The sequence below is a fragment of the Candidatus Neomarinimicrobiota bacterium genome (genome assembly GCA_022560655.1).
GTDB lineage: Bacteria > Fidelibacterota > Marinisomatia > SCGC-AAA003-L08 > TS1B11 > JADFSS01.
Genome location: JADFSS010000039.1, coordinates 1,525 through 19,565 on the forward strand (window position 1 = coordinate 1,525; position 18,041 = coordinate 19,565).

General features: G+C 60.4%; 16 protein-coding genes. All 16 read right to left on the minus strand.

Going from position 1 to position 18,041, the window contains the following annotated elements:
* On the minus strand, nucleotides 1-874 hold an 874-nt coding region (locus IH971_07050), incomplete at its 3' end, for a biopolymer transporter Tol (protein MCH7497590.1).
* A gap of 7 nt (nucleotides 875-881) precedes the next feature.
* Complete coding sequence (locus IH971_07055; GenBank protein ID MCH7497591.1) at nucleotides 882-3,740, minus strand: hypothetical protein; 2,859 nt, start codon at nucleotides 3,738-3,740, stop codon at nucleotides 882-884.
* A 78-nt stretch (nucleotides 3,741-3,818) separates the two neighbouring features.
* A complete protein-coding gene (locus tag IH971_07060; GenBank protein ID MCH7497592.1) occupies nucleotides 3,819-5,033 on the minus strand; it encodes a PorV/PorQ family protein in 1,215 nt (404 codons plus the stop codon).
* Nucleotides 5,034-5,222: 189 nt separating this feature from the next.
* Nucleotides 5,223-5,420 (minus strand): Trm112 family protein, encoded by a 198-nt coding sequence (locus IH971_07065; GenBank protein ID MCH7497593.1) that lies wholly within the window; start codon nucleotides 5,418-5,420, stop codon nucleotides 5,223-5,225.
* A gap of 64 nt (nucleotides 5,421-5,484) precedes the next feature.
* Nucleotides 5,485-5,934, minus strand: a complete 450-nt coding sequence (nrdR, locus tag IH971_07070) for a transcriptional repressor NrdR (GenBank protein MCH7497594.1) — start codon at nucleotides 5,932-5,934, stop codon at nucleotides 5,485-5,487.
* Between the two features lie 4 nt (nucleotides 5,935-5,938).
* A complete protein-coding gene (locus IH971_07075; GenBank protein ID MCH7497595.1) occupies nucleotides 5,939-7,234 on the minus strand; it encodes a serine hydroxymethyltransferase in 1,296 nt (431 codons plus the stop codon).
* 122 nt (nucleotides 7,235-7,356) lie between these two features.
* Complete coding sequence (locus IH971_07080; GenBank protein MCH7497596.1) at nucleotides 7,357-8,628, minus strand: tetratricopeptide repeat protein; 1,272 nt, start codon at nucleotides 8,626-8,628, stop codon at nucleotides 7,357-7,359.
* A 5-nt stretch (nucleotides 8,629-8,633) separates the two neighbouring features.
* Nucleotides 8,634-9,884: a hypothetical protein gene (locus IH971_07085; GenBank protein MCH7497597.1), complete on the minus strand. Its 1,251-nt coding sequence runs from the start codon at nucleotides 9,882-9,884 to the stop codon at nucleotides 8,634-8,636.
* Nucleotides 9,884-11,146: a hypothetical protein gene (locus tag IH971_07090; GenBank protein MCH7497598.1), complete on the minus strand. Its 1,263-nt coding sequence runs from the start codon at nucleotides 11,144-11,146 to the stop codon at nucleotides 9,884-9,886. Before IH971_07090 ends, IH971_07085 begins: the two co-directional genes overlap by 1 nt.
* Nucleotides 11,147-11,171: 25 nt before the next feature.
* Nucleotides 11,172-12,017: a glycogen/starch synthase gene (locus IH971_07095; protein MCH7497599.1), complete on the minus strand. Its 846-nt coding sequence runs from the start codon at nucleotides 12,015-12,017 to the stop codon at nucleotides 11,172-11,174.
* A 31-nt stretch (nucleotides 12,018-12,048) separates the two neighbouring features.
* Nucleotides 12,049-12,993, minus strand: a complete 945-nt coding sequence (locus IH971_07100) for a tetratricopeptide repeat protein (GenBank protein ID MCH7497600.1) — start codon at nucleotides 12,991-12,993, stop codon at nucleotides 12,049-12,051.
* Nucleotides 12,994-13,148: 155 nt separating this feature from the next.
* Nucleotides 13,149-14,387: a rod shape-determining protein RodA gene (locus tag IH971_07105; protein MCH7497601.1), complete on the minus strand. Its 1,239-nt coding sequence runs from the start codon at nucleotides 14,385-14,387 to the stop codon at nucleotides 13,149-13,151.
* A complete protein-coding gene (mrdA, locus tag IH971_07110) occupies nucleotides 14,356-16,143 on the minus strand; it encodes a penicillin-binding protein 2 (GenBank protein ID MCH7497602.1) in 1,788 nt (595 codons plus the stop codon). The genes IH971_07105 and mrdA overlap by 32 nt, the downstream gene beginning before the upstream one ends.
* On the minus strand, nucleotides 16,140-16,619 hold the full coding sequence (mreD, locus tag IH971_07115) for a rod shape-determining protein MreD (GenBank protein MCH7497603.1): 480 nt from the start codon (nucleotides 16,617-16,619) through the stop codon (nucleotides 16,140-16,142). The genes mrdA and mreD overlap by 4 nt, the downstream gene beginning before the upstream one ends.
* Nucleotides 16,603-17,400: a rod shape-determining protein MreC gene (mreC, locus tag IH971_07120; GenBank protein MCH7497604.1), complete on the minus strand. Its 798-nt coding sequence runs from the start codon at nucleotides 17,398-17,400 to the stop codon at nucleotides 16,603-16,605. The genes mreD and mreC overlap by 17 nt, the downstream gene beginning before the upstream one ends.
* Nucleotides 17,401-17,423: 23 nt before the next feature.
* Nucleotides 17,424-18,041 (minus strand): rod shape-determining protein (locus tag IH971_07125; GenBank protein MCH7497605.1); only part of this gene is annotated, 618 nt, incomplete at its 5' end.

Consider the following 18,041-nt stretch of genomic DNA (forward strand, 5'->3'; position numbering starts at 1 on the left):
CTTCCAAATCCCGCTTCCACTCCCGGTAGAGTTCCTTTCCGGCCGTGCCCGTGGCCCGTTTCATGGCCCGGCTGATCGATACGGAAGCCGGCCCAGACATGGCTCGGGAAATGCGTTGCAGCACAGCAGGTCCGAAGCGTTCCGCCAGCCAGGAGACGAAGGCGTAGCCCTGGTTATAGGCGCTTTCATTCCCGATACCCCGTTTGCCGAAGCTGTTCATCGCCACGAAGCTGAGCAGATTATCGTTCAACACGCGGTCACGCAGGATCATGTCCCGGTGGCTATCCCAGAAATCGTACGTTGCTCCGGCATACATATACTGGGCCACCCCTTCAGCGAACCAGGGCGGGATGTTGGTCCCGGGATAGGGGTATGAGGCCAGGACGTTGGGATAGCCGTAGAGCACATCCTCCCTCTTCTCGCGCTCATAGCCCACAAACTGGAAGTAGAAGCCGGGAACGGCAGGGGTAAATTTCATGGCTGTGCCCATCTGCACGATGTGGGTAAACTCGTGAGTCAGCACACCCTGCAGCCAGCGGTGGCTGCCCCGCAGATCGTAGTCGAGGGGCCGGGCCCATATCTCGATTTTGTTATCATAAAAGTAGGCGATGCCGTTGGAATCGTCGTTGGCATCCTTCAAAATGATGTGCGTCTTGGACCGGGGTCGGGAGCCGTACAGCCGGGTAACGGGGCCGTAAATTATCTCGGCAACGGTAGCGGCCTCCCGTGCCGTGCGCTCCGTCCCTTCATGGAAATGCAGCAGAAAATGCTCCGTCTCAAAAGTCTGCCACTGCAGCTCGGGATGATTTTCCCAGGCCTGCCCTGCCAGCGAACTGAGCAGCAGGAGAACGGTGAGGATCGCTGCAGGTTGCATCCGAGCTCTACTTTACCACCGCGATCTTGATCAAGGCCGAAACTTTTTCGCTCCCCTCCACCTCTACCACCCCATAGTAAAGGCCGGCAGGGTTATCCCCCACTTTCCAGACCCATTCATTGTAGCCGTTGACCACAAGATCGGCAAGTTTAACCTGATCGACGGCGAGCCCATCCACGGTATAGATACGGATGGTTCCCCGGCTGGCCTGACCCGTGTAGAAGCGAATGGTGGTTTCCCCGTCCGTAACGGGGTTGGGGTAGTTATATACCCGGGCCGGATCGAGAATCTCATACTGCACGGCCGTCACGGTGCCGTCGTTAAGGGAATACCGGCTGCGGGCGTGGCGGCCCTCAGGGGTGACCCAGTGGGGGTTCTGTTCCGCGGGGCGGAACCAGTGGATGCGGTCGCCGTTGGCCAGCCCCACACGACCATCCGCCAGGTGCATGAGGAAAAGTTCATCGGGACCGGCACGCAGCCCCAGCCGCGACATGACCCGACCCTCGGGACTAAAGATGACGATCTCAGCCTGCCTGACCACCACCAATTCCGGCCGGATATCATCCATGAGGTTGGCAATGAGGGCGGGGCCGGCGAATAGCCCGGCGATGGGGAAGCCATCCAGTACCGTGCCAGCGGCGTTAACGGCCGTGAGACGCTCCTGCTCACCAGCTCCCGCCGAGGGCATGTGACCCGCGACGATCTCGTCCAGACCATCACCATCCACATCACCCAGGCTGATGAAGTCCGTCACCGTCCAGTAGATCACGGAATCCAGCTCCGTCGGCATGAAAGGGAGTGGCCACTGAACGAGAGCTGTGTACTTGTCGCGGCTAGTCAGGCGGCCCCAGCTGGTAATGGGGGAACCTAGCGGCTCGATCCAGGTAAAGTAACGCAGCATGGTCGTGTCGGTGGCAGGGGGCACTTCACCCTTATGAAGGCCGATATACAAAATGCCGTCATCGAAATAGCCGCCCTGCGCAACCAGGCTGTCTGCGTACGTCTTGGTCAGGATTCCGTCTCCGCTCATGCGCCGGGCAGCATAGCTGGTGGCGCCCAGGTCAAGAATCCAAAACGCGCTCCCACTCGAACTTCCCATGGCATCATGTTCACTTACGATAAGGGGCCTTGTAGCGCGCTTTTCAGCAACGGCCATAGCACCCAGGTAGATGGAGTCCCCCAGAACGTATACCCAGTCTACGCCATTAAACCCCGCCAACTTGCTGCCCTCAGGCAATCGCGTGACGTCCGCCTCATCGATCGCTGAGAAAAACTGCTCCGCAGCCGCCGGACCGATACCGGCCAGCGCGATGCCGCTCCGCGCCCCCGAATTCAGGTGGCTGGACGGGTGCGTGTCCCGGTCCAGGGCCAGCAGGCGCTGAGGATTGCCCACCAGCCGGTCGGGGTTAGCCACAAAGAAGGCATCGTTGCCGGCGTACCACAGGTCCCAGCGCCAACCCTGGGTGGGGTCCGCCAGGATGGCCGAGGTGGGAAAACCGATGTCCACCGCACCGTCCGCCTCCTCCAGTGCCACCGCCCGGGCAGTGGGGTCGTTGTTGATGCCCTGCATGTCGGACGTGTAACGGGACTCGTCCACGTGCCAGATGAGCAGTCCGCTGCCGGGCAGGCCTATGTCGTAGTTGGGTACGCCTGTGATGACGCCCGTGGTGTCCACTGTGAGCCCGGCGGAATCCACCAGGTAGTCGAAGTAGTGCGGCAGGCTGGAGCTGCCATCCGTACCCACCACAAGATTACGAAAGCGCAAGCTGTCCAGATCGACACCCGGCAGGTCAGGCAACCAGTTGATCCGGTTCTCGACCAGGAAATATTCGTCGCTGCCCAGGCTGATGCGACCGGTCTGCGCACCGGCTGCATGCCGGGCCCCGAGGACTGTCTCGCCGCTGAGCTCCACCGGCTCTTCCCAACCCAGGTGCTGGCGCGTCCAGGCGGTGGGCGGGGCTGGAATGACGCCCTGACCGTTGTTGGAACCCACATCCATCAGACCAAACACGCCCACGGCGGTCTCGCCGTCATCGGCGTCGAACAGGGGCGGAAAATCCAGGGCGAAGCCCAGCAGCAGAGCAAAAGTGCCGGTGAGGCCGATCTGCAGGTCGCAATAATCGAGGACACCGGGGAAAATGTCCTCGACGATGTCGTAGTAGATATGGTTCTGCCCCTCCGGCAGCAGAATGCCGGGCCGGTCAAATAGATCATTGTCGGGCGGCAGGGGGATTCCCCGCGTGCCCAGGGCGGCCTCGATCATGTCGAGGTCAACGGTGGTGCTGGGGATGTCCAACGGTGTGGGATCGGGGCCCGGGTAGGTGAAGTCCTGCCCCAGCCCGGGGTGAAAGACCACCACCACATCGTAGGCCAGCAGGTCCACCCCCGCTGGATGGGCATGGGCGGCCAACAGGCTCTCCGCGTACAGGTTCACCAGCAGCGCGTCGCTGGTCTCGTTCTCATTCACAGGCCGATAGCTCGCCATGGGCCCCACCACCAGAGCAGAATCTACCTCCGGCGGGAAGACCAGGCTGCCAGCCAGATCGATGGCCAGTTGCCCCCGGGAGACCTGTTCGTAGTAATGCGCAATCGCCTGCAGCTGCGCGGCGAAATAAGCCGCATCATGCGGCGGCGGGTCCACCAGAAAGGCCGTGCCGGGGGGGCCTTCACAGCGGGGCGTGGCAATCTCCATCAGGAAGCGCCCGTCTCCGGTGGTGGAGAGATTGCTGTCGGGGGTGAAGGCGACCCGCAACGCCAGAATGGATGGCGCGGACTGACGGGCAGGCGAGACGCGTCCTGCGCCTGCCGCCGGCAGCTGCATCATGATGCGGTCCGGCTGCTGGCCCAGCAGGGCCAGGGGCAACATCAGGAGCCACCCGTACCGCCTAGAAAAAATCCCACACTGGAACCAGCGCGGGATTTTCGGTGATTTCATCAGGCCGGGCTAAAAGGCCATATTCAGGGAGAAACGCATGGTGTTGGTCAGGGGGTGGCCAGTCTTACCATAAATATAGCCGAAATCAAAGCCGTACGGCCCGTAGTGAATGCCCGCCCCGAAAGTAGGATTCCAGAGTTTGCCCAGTTTGTCGTAGATATAACCCATCCGAATGGCAAAATAGTCCGAATACCAGTATTCAAGGCCTACGTTGTGGGTAATCGTGTCCAGTTCATCGGCAATGGTGCCCTCGCTCCTGTTGCCCTGCTCTTCTTCATCGATGATTTTGTTCCCGTTCCGGTCCACGTCACCACCGAAGTTCCAGTCGTCGACCCAGGACGTGAACAAGGCCAGGTACCAGGGGTCCGTATGGTTCGCCTCGCGCTTGCCATTGGCACCATACTCGTCGCCGAGCGAGGGATTACCGTCGGCATCAAACCCGCCGATGAAGCCGTTGCCATCGTAATCGATATTGGGATAGCTGGTCACCAGCAGTTTATTGATATCATACAGCAGGGAGACGCGGTTGAACTCGGTCTCAACCAGGCGCCATTTGATGCCCAGCTTCATGTTCGTGGGCGCCGGATCGGCCTGGTCTTCATCGATGAATGCAATCTTGGGACCCACATTGGTCACCGCCAGGCCCAGATCGAGACGGTCGAAAATAAACTGCCGGCGGTAATAGGCAATGTCAAAGGCGAAATCGGTTGAGATGCCCTTGCCGCCCTCACCGCCCGTGCCGATACTTGACAGGTTTTGGTAAATAATCTTGGCGTTGAAACCGATGGAAGAGCGGGGCGACATCTTGGTGGCAAAACTGAGGGTGAGGGCGGCCATATTGCTGCGGAAATTCCCTAGAAACACGTTATTTTCGTCCCGCCGCTCCTGGCTGCCCAGATCCAGATAGATGAGGTGCCCGCCAAAGGTGCCCACCTGGGGCAGGTTGTAGCGAAAACCCAGGAAGTTGTAAACGATGTCGTCCACCAGGCCCGGCAACCATTGGGCCCGCTGGTAGACCACTTCCCGCTTCGGCAGGAACGCCAGAGCAGCAGGATTCCAGTAGCTGGCATAAGCGTCATTGGCCACCGCAACCTGGGCTTCCCCGGTGCCGCCTGCGGATGCGCCCGGCGCAATGAGCAGGAATATGGCTGAGGCGGTGCTTTGAGCGCTCAACCCACTAAACAATAGAAAGACGGAAGTAAATAGGATTCCAAGTCGCTTCATGGCAGCATGCTCCTTCAGGTCTTTAAGCTGGCCGCAACCACGCTAGCCCCGCCGCCAAACCGCAGCCGGACGCAGGGTGCTGACCAAGTATTACTGGGCGACCGACTCCGGTCGCGTTCAAACAGCTGATAACGAAACGACTCTGTACAGAATCCTCCATGTTAGGAGTGCAATATACGGGTAAGCTTTTTAGCTTGTCAAGTTAACGACTCCGGGCCCATTCAAAGTGTGAGCTCGATCAACCAGCATGATGGGGATGTCGTCCTCGACCGGATAAGCCAGCCGGCAAGAGCCGCAGATCAGGCGCTGCTCCTGCTCCTGGTAGTCAAGCTCTCCCTTGCATTGGGGACATACCAGAATTCCCAGCAGATCTTGGGAAAGAGCCACACAGCCCCTTTATCGGTCAATCGCCGCGAAACTTGAGCGGATTCCCAGATCCATCAGCACAAGTTTAGCCCTGCAACTGATCGATCTCTGTCCGGAACTCGCCAATATCCTCAAAAGATCGGTAGACCGATGCGAACCTGACATAGGCAACCTTATCCAGCTCCTTGAGTGTCTGCATGACCAAGTCCCCGATCTGCTCCGACGCCACCTCCGGCTTGCCTAGCTCTTCAATCTTGCGTTGGACCGTGGCAGCGGCTTGCATGATCTGGTCAGCGGACACGGGCCGTTTGTTGCAGGCGATGCGGATGCTGCGTTCAATCCGCTGGCGCTCATATTCCACCCGTTGTCCGTTCTTTTTCACCACCAGCAGTGGATGCTGGACCACGTACTCGTAGGTGGTAAACCGGTGCTGGCAGTCAAGGCACTCCCGGCGGCGGCGGATGGACCCGTCACGATTGACGGTGCGGCTATCCACAACTTTGCTTTCGCTGGACTGACAATAGGGGCAGGTCATGCCTTCACGCCTGGTACAGGGGGAATTGCCGGCACAGCTCCGTCACCTCTTGCCGCACCGCCAGCCTGGTGGCCTCGTCTTCCGGGTCGCGGAGCACCCGGTCCACAAATCCGGCGATGAGCACCATCTCGGTCGCGCCCATGCCCCGTGTGGTGACCGCCGGCGCGCCAATGCGGATACCGCTGGTGACCATGGGGCTGCGCTCATCGAAGGGCACCATGTTCTTGTTGACGGTCAGTCCGGCGGCTTCCAGGGCCTCCTCGGCGGCCTTGCCCGAAATGTCGCGGTCGCTCAGGTCCACGAGCATGAGGTGCGTATCGGTCCCGCCCGATACCAGCTGGTAGCCCAGCTCGAGAAAACTTTCCGCCAGCGTGGCAGCGTTGCGCACAATCTGGCCGCAATAGGTCTTGAACGCTGGCTCCAGGGCCTCGCCAAAAGCAACCGCCTTCGCGGCGATAATGTGCATAAGGGGTCCACCCTGAATCCCCGGCATGATGGTGCTGTCCAGCAGCTCCCCGGTCCGCTTGACCCGCCCACTTTTGGGCGCCACCACGCCCCAGGGATTTTCACCGTCATGTTCCATCAGGATCAGGCCGCCACGGGGACCGCGCAGGGTCTTGTGCGTTGTGGAAGTCACAAAGTGGCAGTGCGGCCAGGGCGAGGGATGATGTCCGGTGGCTACCAGCCCGGCCGGGTGCGCAATGTCGGCCATGAGCAGGGCGCCCACGCCATCGGCCACCTCGCGGAACTGCTGAAACTCGATCTGCCGCGGGTAGGCGCTGCCGCCGCAGACGATAAGTTTGGGGCGGTGCTCACGGGCCAGCCGTCGCACCTGGACAAAATCGACCCGTCCGGTTTTCCGCTCCAGCCCGTAGGCCACCGCATGGTACATCTGCCCGGAAAAGTTCACCGGGCTGCCATGCGTCAGGTGGCCGCCGTGGGCCAGGTCGAGCCCCATGATTGTGTCGCCGGGTCGCAGCACCGTGAAGTAGACCCCCATATTGGCCTGGCTGCCGGAGTGGGGCTGGACATTGGCATAGTCGCACGAGAAGAGCTTCCGGGCCCGGTCCCTGGCCAGCTCCTCCGCCTGATCCACGAATTCGCAGCCGCCGTAGTAGCGTTTGCCGGGATAGCCCTCGGCGTATTTGTTGGTGAGGACGGTGCCGGCAGCTGCCATCACCGCCGGGCTGGCAATGTTCTCCGAAGCGATCAGCTCCAGGGTGTTTTGCTGCCGGCCCAGCTCACCCTGGAGCGCGGCAAAGAGCGCTGGGTCCTGTGCTTGCAGCAGGGTGCTGTTCATCGTGCCTGGTCCGGTCGTGGAAAGCATGGGAACGGCCGCGCCCTTCAGGGTATCATCCTTTGCCGGTCCCGGTCACTTGGCCGGCTATTTGCCCAGCACAGCTCGTGTGCCTGTTTATCTCTCTAGGGCCGTCTGACCGTCCGCGTGATCCAGCCGTAGCAATCTCCTTGCGGCTTGAACACCCGGATATCGGCAGGCTGCAGAAACCAGTCCCCTTTGCTGGGAACCAGATTTTTCTCCAGGAAATCGGCCCGGGTTCGGGCACGGCGGTAGCCCTTGTCCAGCGCCGCCTTATAATCCTCATAGGCCATCTGATAGACCAACTTGTCCTGGAAGCTGGCGATCCCGGTCTCGCGGCCGATGACGCAGTCCTCAGCCGTGTCAAAGTAAACCTCTGCCCGGACATAGAGCATTTCCCCCCCGTTGGTCGTCACGCGCAGCGCCGTCTGAGCCCATTGCAGGGCGCGCTCAAAGCTCGCCTTCCGCAGATAGGAGCGGGCCAGTTCCATGGCCGCCCGATCATCGGTGGGATTCACCCCAAACAGTCGCTCCAGCGCCGAGATCGCCCGGTCCACATCACCCTCATCCAGGGCTGTTTCGGCCAACAGGTTGTAGGCTGCCCGTGCGGTGGGGGTGCGCCGGATAACCTCCTCCAGCACCCGGTAGGCGGTGGCATGGTCCAGCATATCAACCAGCTTGGCGGCATAGTCGATGCCCCACTGGGCCTTATCGGGATTGTCGCGCCAGCGCCGTTCCATAAACCTGAGGGGGTTTTCACCGGCCTCCTCGTAGGCGGCAATGAGATCACTCTGAATAGCGGCATTCGACGGGTCGGACTCCAGCCACTGGTTCAGGGTGATCAACAGGTCATCGAAGCGTCCCCCTTTACGCAGCAGATCGACCAGCGTCGTATACACCTCAGCATTCTCGGGGTCGACCTCGATATAGCGCTGGTAGTAGTAGATCTGCTCATCGGTATTCTGCTGCCGGCCCAAAGCATAGGCGATGTTTTCCAGCAGGTTTTTGTTCTCCGGCAGATACTTAAGGCCCTGTTTGAAGGCCCAAATGGCGCTGTCCAACTTGCCAATTTCAAGGAAGGCACGGCCAAAGTAGAGGTAGACATCATCGGCGAACTCTTTGCCACAGCCCAAAGCCACCAGGTGGCGGTAGTTCCGCACGGAAGAATCGAACTCCTGATTCTTGTAATATTCCCAGGCGTTTGACAGAGCGATGAGGCACTCCCGCTCACGCCGCTTTAGCTCCTCAGGGGACAGGGCGGAGGTCTGCTCCGCGCTGCCGGATGCGGCTGGAGCGCACATCTGGACTGTCGCCAACACAGCACCCACTCCCAATATGGCCAACAGGCGGCCCGGACTGATCCCAATATTGCTCACAGTAATTAATCCCACTCCTTTTTAGGTCGGGCGAACCATAATTCGGCCGTGGTTATCCCAATGGATACACGATAAAAATCTTCTCGGAGCACATCGGGTAAGAGACTGTCTCGCTGACCGACCTGCAGCGCCAGGTCCAACCGATGCCGGAACCGTACTGATCGGATTCCTATCCCAATGCTAAGGGCCGTTTCTCTCAAGGGGCCGTCTTGGGAGCCGGAAAGGTAATACTCGCGGCGGTAAAAACCCATGCGATAATCCAGTCGGCCGGGTAGAATGAACTCCTCGCCGCTGGGCGCCAGCGTCCAGGCCGCTCCCATGAACAGGGAACTCCTCAAGTGCTGATCGAACACGAGGTCGTTTTTGTTGTCCTCCGCCAGCTGCGCAATTGCCAATTCGGCCATCACCCGCTGACGCTTGCCGAGATCCAGACCGTAGCCCAGCGCAAGCATGCGGGACGTGCCCACGTCCTTGTGTCGCACGGGGTTTAGACTGGACCTGGCCGTGGCGTAATTCTGCGCCTCTATCAGATCCAGGACGATGGGCAAGACAACCCGCAGGCCCAGCGATCCCCTGGATTTTGGCGGAACCGACGCCAGCAGACTCAATCCCAGGGTTCGGCCGGTGAACTCAAGCCGCCGCTCGGCCCGGGAGATGGGAAACGGCTCGGTCCATGAGCCCTGGTCCAGAAAGGAGATCGTGTCCTGCTGCGTGACGGTGCCGAACAGTACATTGAGCGTCACTCCGACGGAAAGCGAGGGCCGCAGGCGCCGGGAATAGCCCAGGACAAGTTCCGATATGCCGCCGGTGGCCGAGCGCGACTGTACGTAGCGCAGGGTGTCGCCCGGCAAGAAGAACACGCCGCTGGAATCGGTGAACAGCATGTCAAGCCTGGTTACGGGGCGGATGCCCAGCCCGTAGCTGGTGCGGCGGTTGGCGTGCATGAGGAAGTGGAAGCTCTGTGGACCGCTGCGGTTGCGGGAGCCAAAACGGCCCAGCTGCGACTCACCGGCTTCCACCGACACCTGCAATTGGGTAGCCCGTATGTTATACCAGCTGGCCGGCATGGAGAACAGCCAGCCGCTGGTCCGCCCTGGAATCGTGGTGATACTGCCCATGCTCTGACTAATCACGTCAGGCGCTGGCCGAATCATGCCAAAGCCGGTCAGTTCCAGTCCCGATTGCCCCCGGGCGGGCGTTTGCAGCAGCGCGCCCAGCAGCAGCACGATCCCTGACACTGTCCGGAGCCCCGCCATCAGGGCACCACCGCCTCCACATAGGGCTGGCTATACAGGATTTCCAGCCTGGGCCGCAGGGCAGGGTCGGCGTCGGGACCCCAGAAAGTGAGGTGGTCGAAATCGTTGTAGCGTGGAAGGACTCCAATCTCCAGCCCGAAGTTTTCCACCGTTCCAGTGATGATCGCGCTCAAGAGACTGACGAGGTTGAGCACCGCACTATCCGCGCCCGCCACGTAGCTGAATGACCCCGACAAGCTTACGGAAGAGTCCCCCAGCTCCGCAGACTCAGCTCGCCTCAAGACCGCCAACGCCACCTGGCCGGCCGTCAGCCGCGATGCCTCCCGCCGGCGCTTCAGAATCAGGCGGGCGCCAACCACCGCGCTCACCGTGTTGGCCACAAACGTGGGGCTGAAATCGAGAAAGGTCCGCAGGCCCAGACTGTGATTGAGCACCAGGGAGCCGTCGTCCTGAGGCAGGGGCGGGACGGGTGGCGCGGAACCTTCGCCCCCTGGATAAATGCTCATGTCGGCGGTGGGACGTCGATACTGGTAGCTAACCGTATCCGCCCCCTCAGAGGTGGTGTCGGCAAATGCCAGGGCCAGGTAGGGCGACAGGCTGGCGTTGCCCCGGGCGTGGAACGCGCTGAGGCCGTCGGCCTCCAGGCTTCGGATCAGGTAGCCGTTGTTGGCTTGCTCACCGGTGGCCCAGTTACGCAAGATCAGCGTATCCACGGGGAAGGCCAGGTGCGCCATAACTGAATCGGTGGCCAGGCCACCCACAAAGACCGTCACGGTGTCCTCCAGCAGGGCAGCATTGGATCCCTGCGCCAAAACGGGAAAATCACCTGGCACCACGCTGGTATCAGACTCGCTCCAGGCCGTATCCGGCTCATCGACAGTGAGGAGTTCAAACTGCTCGCCGAGTTCCGGCAAATCGGTCTCAAAAACCCTCTGGATGAGGATTAATTCAACCCCGAGGAGCTGTTCCCAGTTGGTGGTATCGACACTGCCGAATTTGATCAGGATCTCCGACCGCCGAAATCCGGACTTATCCGACTCGCCCGCGTACAGGGTCAGGCTGGCACCGTGTCCGGGGGTGCGCACCACCGGCGCCGCGATCATGGAGTCCACCACGGTGGTCTGCAAGCTCCACTGGCTGCCTGGCAACGGCACCGCCAGCGGATTCTGCTGGCAGGATGCCACCATCAGCGCCAGCCCGAGGGCTAGCGCAGGCTGGGCATAATGACCCCTGGCATCCAGGATTGAAAGCGGTATTGGCATGACGGTTTGAAAACGGGAGGGCGGATCAAAGGTTCCGCAGATACTTCTCCAACTGGTCGGCGGACTTCATCCAGGCCTCGTCGGTGTCGCTGTCCACCGCCAGTGTGCCTACGTTGCGTTGGGACTTGATCAGGTTGGCAATGTCGGGGGCGCCGATCAGATCCTGCGCCAGCTGATCATCCGGGCCATGAACCGCCCATGAGTGGTGGGCGAATTTCAGCGCCAGTTCAAGGTTGTTCAGGGTTTCCGCCGATGCGGGCAGCCGGTCATCAGCCCCTGAGAATAGATCAATGGTGTCGTACGACGCTTTGGGAAAGTAGGCGTTCTGGTTGGCAGTATGCATTAAGAACACGACTTTGATATCCTGGTAGAATTCCTGCTGGGCGTACTGGAGCTGATAGAGTATCGGCACAAAGCTCATTTGCCAGTCGTTGCAGATGATGATGTCCGGCTTCCAGAACAGGTGCTTCAGATTCTCCAGCGCTACCCGGGCAAAATAGGCGTAGCGCTCAGGGTTGTCCTTCAGCATGCGCCCGTTGCGCGCCTTATACAGCAGGTTGGTGACCGGCTTGAAATATTCCCGGTCCTCCATGAAGTAGACCTGCACCTTGGTGTTGGGAATAAAGGCCGACTTGACGCTGCCGATCCGTTCTTCGCCATTGAACGTAATGGGCATGTCCCGCAGGCGGATGACTTCCCGGAGAATAAACTTGCGCTCGCTGATGTAGCCATACTTGGGCTGGATGAGCCGGATGTCGAAGTCACGTTCCTGAAAGACCGAACAGATTCGTCGCGAAAAGTGGGCCAGCGAATAAGTCTTTGAGAACGGGGCGATCTCGGACGAAAGATAGTAGACTTTTAAGGTCGACATGAAAGCTGCTTACGGACCGGCTGGAACGCTGTTAGCGGGTTTGCAGATAGCGGCGCGCCTTCACGTCGAGCTCACTGTTGGGGTACTCGTCCAGCAGCTTGCGGAACTCGATCCGGGCACGCTCCTGGCTGCCGACGTTCCAATAACTGAGGGCGATCTTGTAGCGGGCGTCATCACCCTTGTCGGAGCCGTAAAAGGTAAATACCCGCTCAAACTCCGCAATGGCACGCTTGTAGTTTTTGGAGGCGTAGTAGCACTCCGCCAGCCAATACTGCGAATTGTCAGCCAACTCGTGCTGAGTACCGGTTCTGATCAGGTCGGTAAACTTCTGTGCAGCCTCGGAATACTGCCCATTCTGATACGTTGTGAGGGCAGCAACATAGCGCTGGCGGAAGGCCTCATCGCTCAACACCGGCGAAGCTGTCGCCACAGCCCCCTGCCGGGCGGCCATGATGTCATTGAAACTACTGGTGAGGGATACGATCTTGTTCTCGATGAGCACCAGCTGCGACAGAATTTCAAAGTTGGTGCTGTCGATATAGGCCGCCTTGTCCTCCAGCAACCTGATCTTGTTCATCATCAGGCTCATTTGATTGACGAAGGCCAGCTCCGAGCTGTCCATGGCGGATTTGGCGGTCAGCGCCGATTGCAGCGACGCCTTCAGCTGGGGGAGGGCGCCGGTGAGGTCCCCAATGGTCTGCTCCAGAAGAGCTACCCTGGCCTTGAGGCTGTCGTTGTCACTCTTGAGGGCCGCAACCCGGCCATTTAACCGGCGCAGCTCCTGGCTTACGCTGGACTGGGAGGAGCGCGATGTCCTTCTTGATTGGCGTTGCTGCCGGTCAGCTGCAACCCCTGGCCGTTCCAGCCTGGAAGCCTCGCCAGGTGCACCCGCCGCGCCCAGGTTCGCGGGCAGCCCCAAGGATGCGCCCATAAGCGCTATGGTTACCGCCCAGACAGGGGCCTGCCGGCACTGCATTGATCCTCCGCTAGCGTTGGTTAGTGCGTTGGTTGCAAGAATGAACGGCCAAAAGTTAACACCTGAGCCCTGTGACGGCAACGACGCACGCCCATAGGTCAACCAGCGCCGCCAGACCGGCATCGGTTCTGGTATGGGGCCCGGCGGCGGTTGCGCTAAGGCTCCCCGGCCAGCAGATAGTGCGTGATCCCCACCATCGACAGACAGGTCACCAGAAACGACCCCCCGTAGCTTATGAAGGGCAAGGGCAGGCCGGTCACCGGCATCAGCCCCGTGGCCATGCCCATATTTACGATGGCGTGCACCAGGAATATGGTAGCGAACCCGATAATGGTGAGACTCGCAAACCGGTACTGGGTCGTGGAGGCGCGGTCAAGCAGCCGGAGCAGCAGCCAGGCAAACAGCACCAGGATCGCGAGGATGGCGAGGAAGCCCAGCTCCTCCCCAATAACCGCAATGATGAAATCGGTGTCGCGGACGGGAAGAAACCGCAAGTGGGTCTGCGTGCCCTCGCCCAAGCCCTTGCCAAACACGCCGCCCGAGCCAATGGCCGTCTGGGATTGGAGCACCTGGTAGCCCGCTCCATGGGGATCGGCCGAGGAATCCAGGAGGGTGAGAATACGTCGCTGCTGGTAAGGCTGCAGGCGATTCCAGAGTGTTGGCGCCAGGGTTCCAAAAAGGGCATTAACCGCAAATATGAGACTGCTCCACCTGAGGCGGGGTCGAGAAAAATAGAGCACCAGGACCACCAAGAGCATCCATACCGAAAAGGTGTAAAAGTTGAAGCCGGCCGCCAGACTTATGACCGGCGCCAGAATGACGAACAGATAGAACGACGAGACGCCCGCCCAGTACATCATCACGGTTGCCACGGCGAGATAGATAATGGCGGTCCCCAGATCCGGTTGTCCGATGATGATGATGGCTGGCAGCAAGGCCAGCGCGATGGGAACCAGGACATAAGGAAATTTTTCGAGGTATTTCTGGTAATCGGTGAGATACCGGGCAATGGCCACCACCACGACGATTTTGCCGATTTCTGCGGGCTGAATGCGTAGTGAGCCCAGGACCAGCCAGCGATGCCCGCCCGAGAACGCCGGCATGAAATAGGTCGCCAGCAGCAACAGCAGCAGCACGCCGTAAACGCGATAGGCCTGTTCGTAGTAGATCCGTGGATGAAGCCATCTGAGCAGCCCGACGGCCAGCAGAGCGAAGCCCAGCCAAACGGTCTGTCGGAAAAATGTCGAGTGGACCAGTGGCGCTGATAAACTCGTACTATAGAGCGCGAGGAGACCCATCCCCATAAGCAAGACGACGGGCGCCAGCAGGAGCTTATCCCAGACGATGAGACCGGGCTGGCCTTTAAGGGACTTGAGCCAGGTCCCCTGCACCATTGCTATATCTATCGATGTAGAAGCGAAACATCTCTGCCGCCAGCGGAGCTGCCGTGCGCGAACCCAACCCGCCCTGCTCCACCAAGATCGTCACCACCATTTCGTTGCCGCTGATCGTCTTTACAAAGCCCGTAAACCAGGAGTGCCCCGCCCCATGAGGGTTCTGGGCCGTGCCCGTCTTGCCAAATATGTCACCGCCCGAAACCTTGGCTCGGAAGCCGGTCCCCTGGTCCCCGTTGACGACCTGGTACATGGCTGCCCGCAGGTCGCGCCAAATGCTGGGCAGCAGTTCCACATACTCTTTCCGGCGGGACGGCCTGGCCGGGAACCTCACCAGGACAGGGTTCACCAGCCGGCCGCCATTGGCGATGGCGGCGGTCATACGGGCGATTTGCAGGGGCGAGACCAAAAGGTCGCCCTGCCCCAGGACCAGGTTAAGCAGATGCCCGGCAGTCCAGCCCACGTCCGCATATTTGCGGTCCATGTAGCTCGGGTCGGGTACCAGCCCGGTGGATTCCTGCGGCATTTCGATGCCGGTGGGCTGCCCAAATCCAAATCGGGTGGCCATATCCTCCCAGGCCTCGAACCCGATCCATTGAATGAGTTTGTAGAAGTAAATATTGCAGGACAGGCGGAGGGCATCCTCCAGGTTTACCTCGCCGTGACCCGGCCAGATATTACAATGGAAATTCCGATTGCCGAACCGGTAGATGCCGTTGCACTCAATCGTTGCCGAGGGATCTATTTCGCCGGCGGCGAGGGCGGCTGCGGCCGCCACCAGCTTGAAGACCGAGCCCGGTGGGTAGAGCCCGTTAACGGGCCGGTTGAGCAGCAGCTTGTCGGGGTGGTCCCGCCACTGCTGCCACAGTGCCACCGGAACGGGCCCGGTGAAAGGGGCCAGTACATAATCAGGCGCACTGACATAAGCGTAAATCTCGCCACTCGTTGGCTCCATGGCGATGAGCGCTCCCCGCCGCCCCTCCATGAGCCGCTCGCCCAAGGCCTGCATATCCAGGTCCAGCGACAGATGCACGTCCTGCCCGGCCGTGGGACGCAACGTAGGTTTGTTGGGCACTGCACCCAGGTCCCGCAACAGATTGTCCACCAGGTGGTACCGGTAGCCATCCCTGCCACGGAGCACCCGCTCATACTCCCGCTCCAGCCCTGCCGCGCCCACCACGTCCCCCATGTAATAACCCTCGCGCCGGTACTGAGCAAAGTCCTCGGTGGAGATTGCGCGCAGGTAGCCGATCAGATGGGTGGCCCGGGCGCGTGACGGGTAGTGACGGAGGGCCTCGTCCACAAAGAATATGCCTGGAAACTCCAGGCGGTGCTCCTCGATGTGCGACCGTTGCGTAAAACCTACATCGCTGTACAGGGTCACCGGCTGAAACCGTCGGTAGGGTCCGTCCGCTTCCGCCACGATGCGCCCGATCGTTTCCGCCGAAATATCTAAATAGCGGCCCAGCTGCGACAGTTCATCCAGGCTGTTGCGCACTTCAGCCGGGATCACCGCCAAACTGTATTGGGAGCGGTTGGTCACCAGAAATTTCCCGTGGCGGTCAAACATCAGGCCGCGGGGTGCCGGCAATCGGACTTCCCTGATGCTGTTCTTTTCAGCGTGCGTGCGGTATTGGTCGTGGTTCAGAATCTGCAGCTGGAAATAGCGCAAGCCGACGCCACCCATGAGCAAGACAATGCCCGCGGCCAGAACATTCCGCCGGCGGGCCAGGGTCGCTGCCTGCGGCAGATTCATGCCCGGGCCGGCAGCAGGGGAACCATGTAGCGCAGGCCGGTTACCAACGTGCTGGAGATGAAGGTCTCCAGCACAATGCGCTTGACCAGCACGCCTATCGGCATCTGTAGGCCCAGACTCATGGCCGCCTGAAACACCACTGCGTGCACCAGCAGGGCGCCATAGACATACAGGTTCATGATCCTCGGGGTCCAGACCGTTGTGGTTCCATTCAGGGTGCCCAGGGTGTAGCCCACAATGGGTTTGGCCAGCGTATTGGCTCCCAGGATGCTGAGGGCGCCGCTCAGGTCCTGTATCAATCCGGCGCCGAAGCCGCCCAGAATACCGGCTAACCGGCCATACCGGGCTGACAGAAATACCAGGAAAACCAGAATGAAGTCCGGCCGGATCTCACCCAGGCGGAGGTAATCCGCCAGCTTGATCTGGGCCAGCAGCACCCCCGCAAATAGGGCCAAGGTTTTAAGAATCGGGCCCATCGATCACCATAACGAACACGTGCTCCACTTCGAAGGGATTGGCGTGCAGCCGCACCTTCAGGCGGCTGAAATTCTCCCCCGGCACGCTCTCCACCTCAGCGACCACCCCCACGGGCAAGTTCTTGGGATAGATGTCGGAGAAGCCGGAAGTGGTGATCGCGTCGCCGGGGCGAATCGGGACGGTAACGGGAATCCCCGTAACTTCCGCCGAGAGACCGTACAACGGTTTCAAAATACCCCGCGATCCCTCCGCACCCACTTTTACTGAAACCCGAAAATTCCGGTCCGAGATCAGTTGTATGATGGTGGCATTCCGCGCCACCGTGAGGGTCTTGCCCAGCAGCCCGTCCATGGTCAAGACAGGAACATTGGGTACCACACCGTGTTGCGAGCCGATGTTGAGTGTCAGGGTGCTCAGCACGCTTGACGCGCCCCGGCTCACCACCTCTGCCACTTGCAGTTTATGCGGAGATTCTTTCGTGAACCTCAGCATCCTGCGCAGGCGCTCATTCTCCCTGGCCATATCGGCCAACTCCGCATTAAGCAGCCTGTATTTGGTGACCTGCTCCCTCAGCACCTGGTTCTTGTCGCGGTAACCGATCATGTCACTGATGCCCAGACTTGGGCGTGGTACCGCACCCGTCGCAGCCACTACGAACCCCTGAAGCGCAAACGATTGTCGTGAGTCTCCCGTCAACAGCAGCACGAGAGCAACGAGCACGGCCAGCAGCAACAGCAGCGTCTCCCGGATGTAGTAGAGGAGCTCGAAGAGGTTCCGCACCTGTCTGTGGATGGGACGCGCGGCTAGAAAAGCACCGCGGAGAAATCCTTGATATGCTCCAGCACATATCCCGTGCCAATGACCACATCGGTCAGCGGTTCCTCGGTCACGTGAACGGGCAAGTTGGTCTCTTGCCGCAGGATTTCATCCAGACCCTTCAGCATGGAACCGCCGCCGGTGAGGATGATCCCGCGGTCCAGGATGTCGGCGCTCAATTCCGGCGGGGTGCGCTCCAGCGCCCGCTTGATGGCAGCAAGTATCTGGAAAAGCGTATCCGACAGGGCCTTGCGAATCTCATCGGGCGGAACCTCGATGGTTTTGGGTATGCCGGTCACCAGATCGCGCCCCTTGATGACAATCCTGGTTTTGCCATCCGTCGAGATGGCCCCCACATTGCACTTGATCATCTCAGCAGTGCGGTAGCCGATTTCAAGCTTGTGCTCATTGTGGAACCAGTTGACAATGGCCTCGTCCATTTCGTCACCGGCCACACGGATCGCCTCTTTGGTGACAATGCCGTTCAATGCGATCACGGCAATTTCCGTCGTGCCGCCGCCGATGTCGACGATCATGTTGCCCACCGGCTGGGAGATGTCCAGCCCGATTCCGATGGCCGCCGCGACCGGCTCCTCGATGAGGTG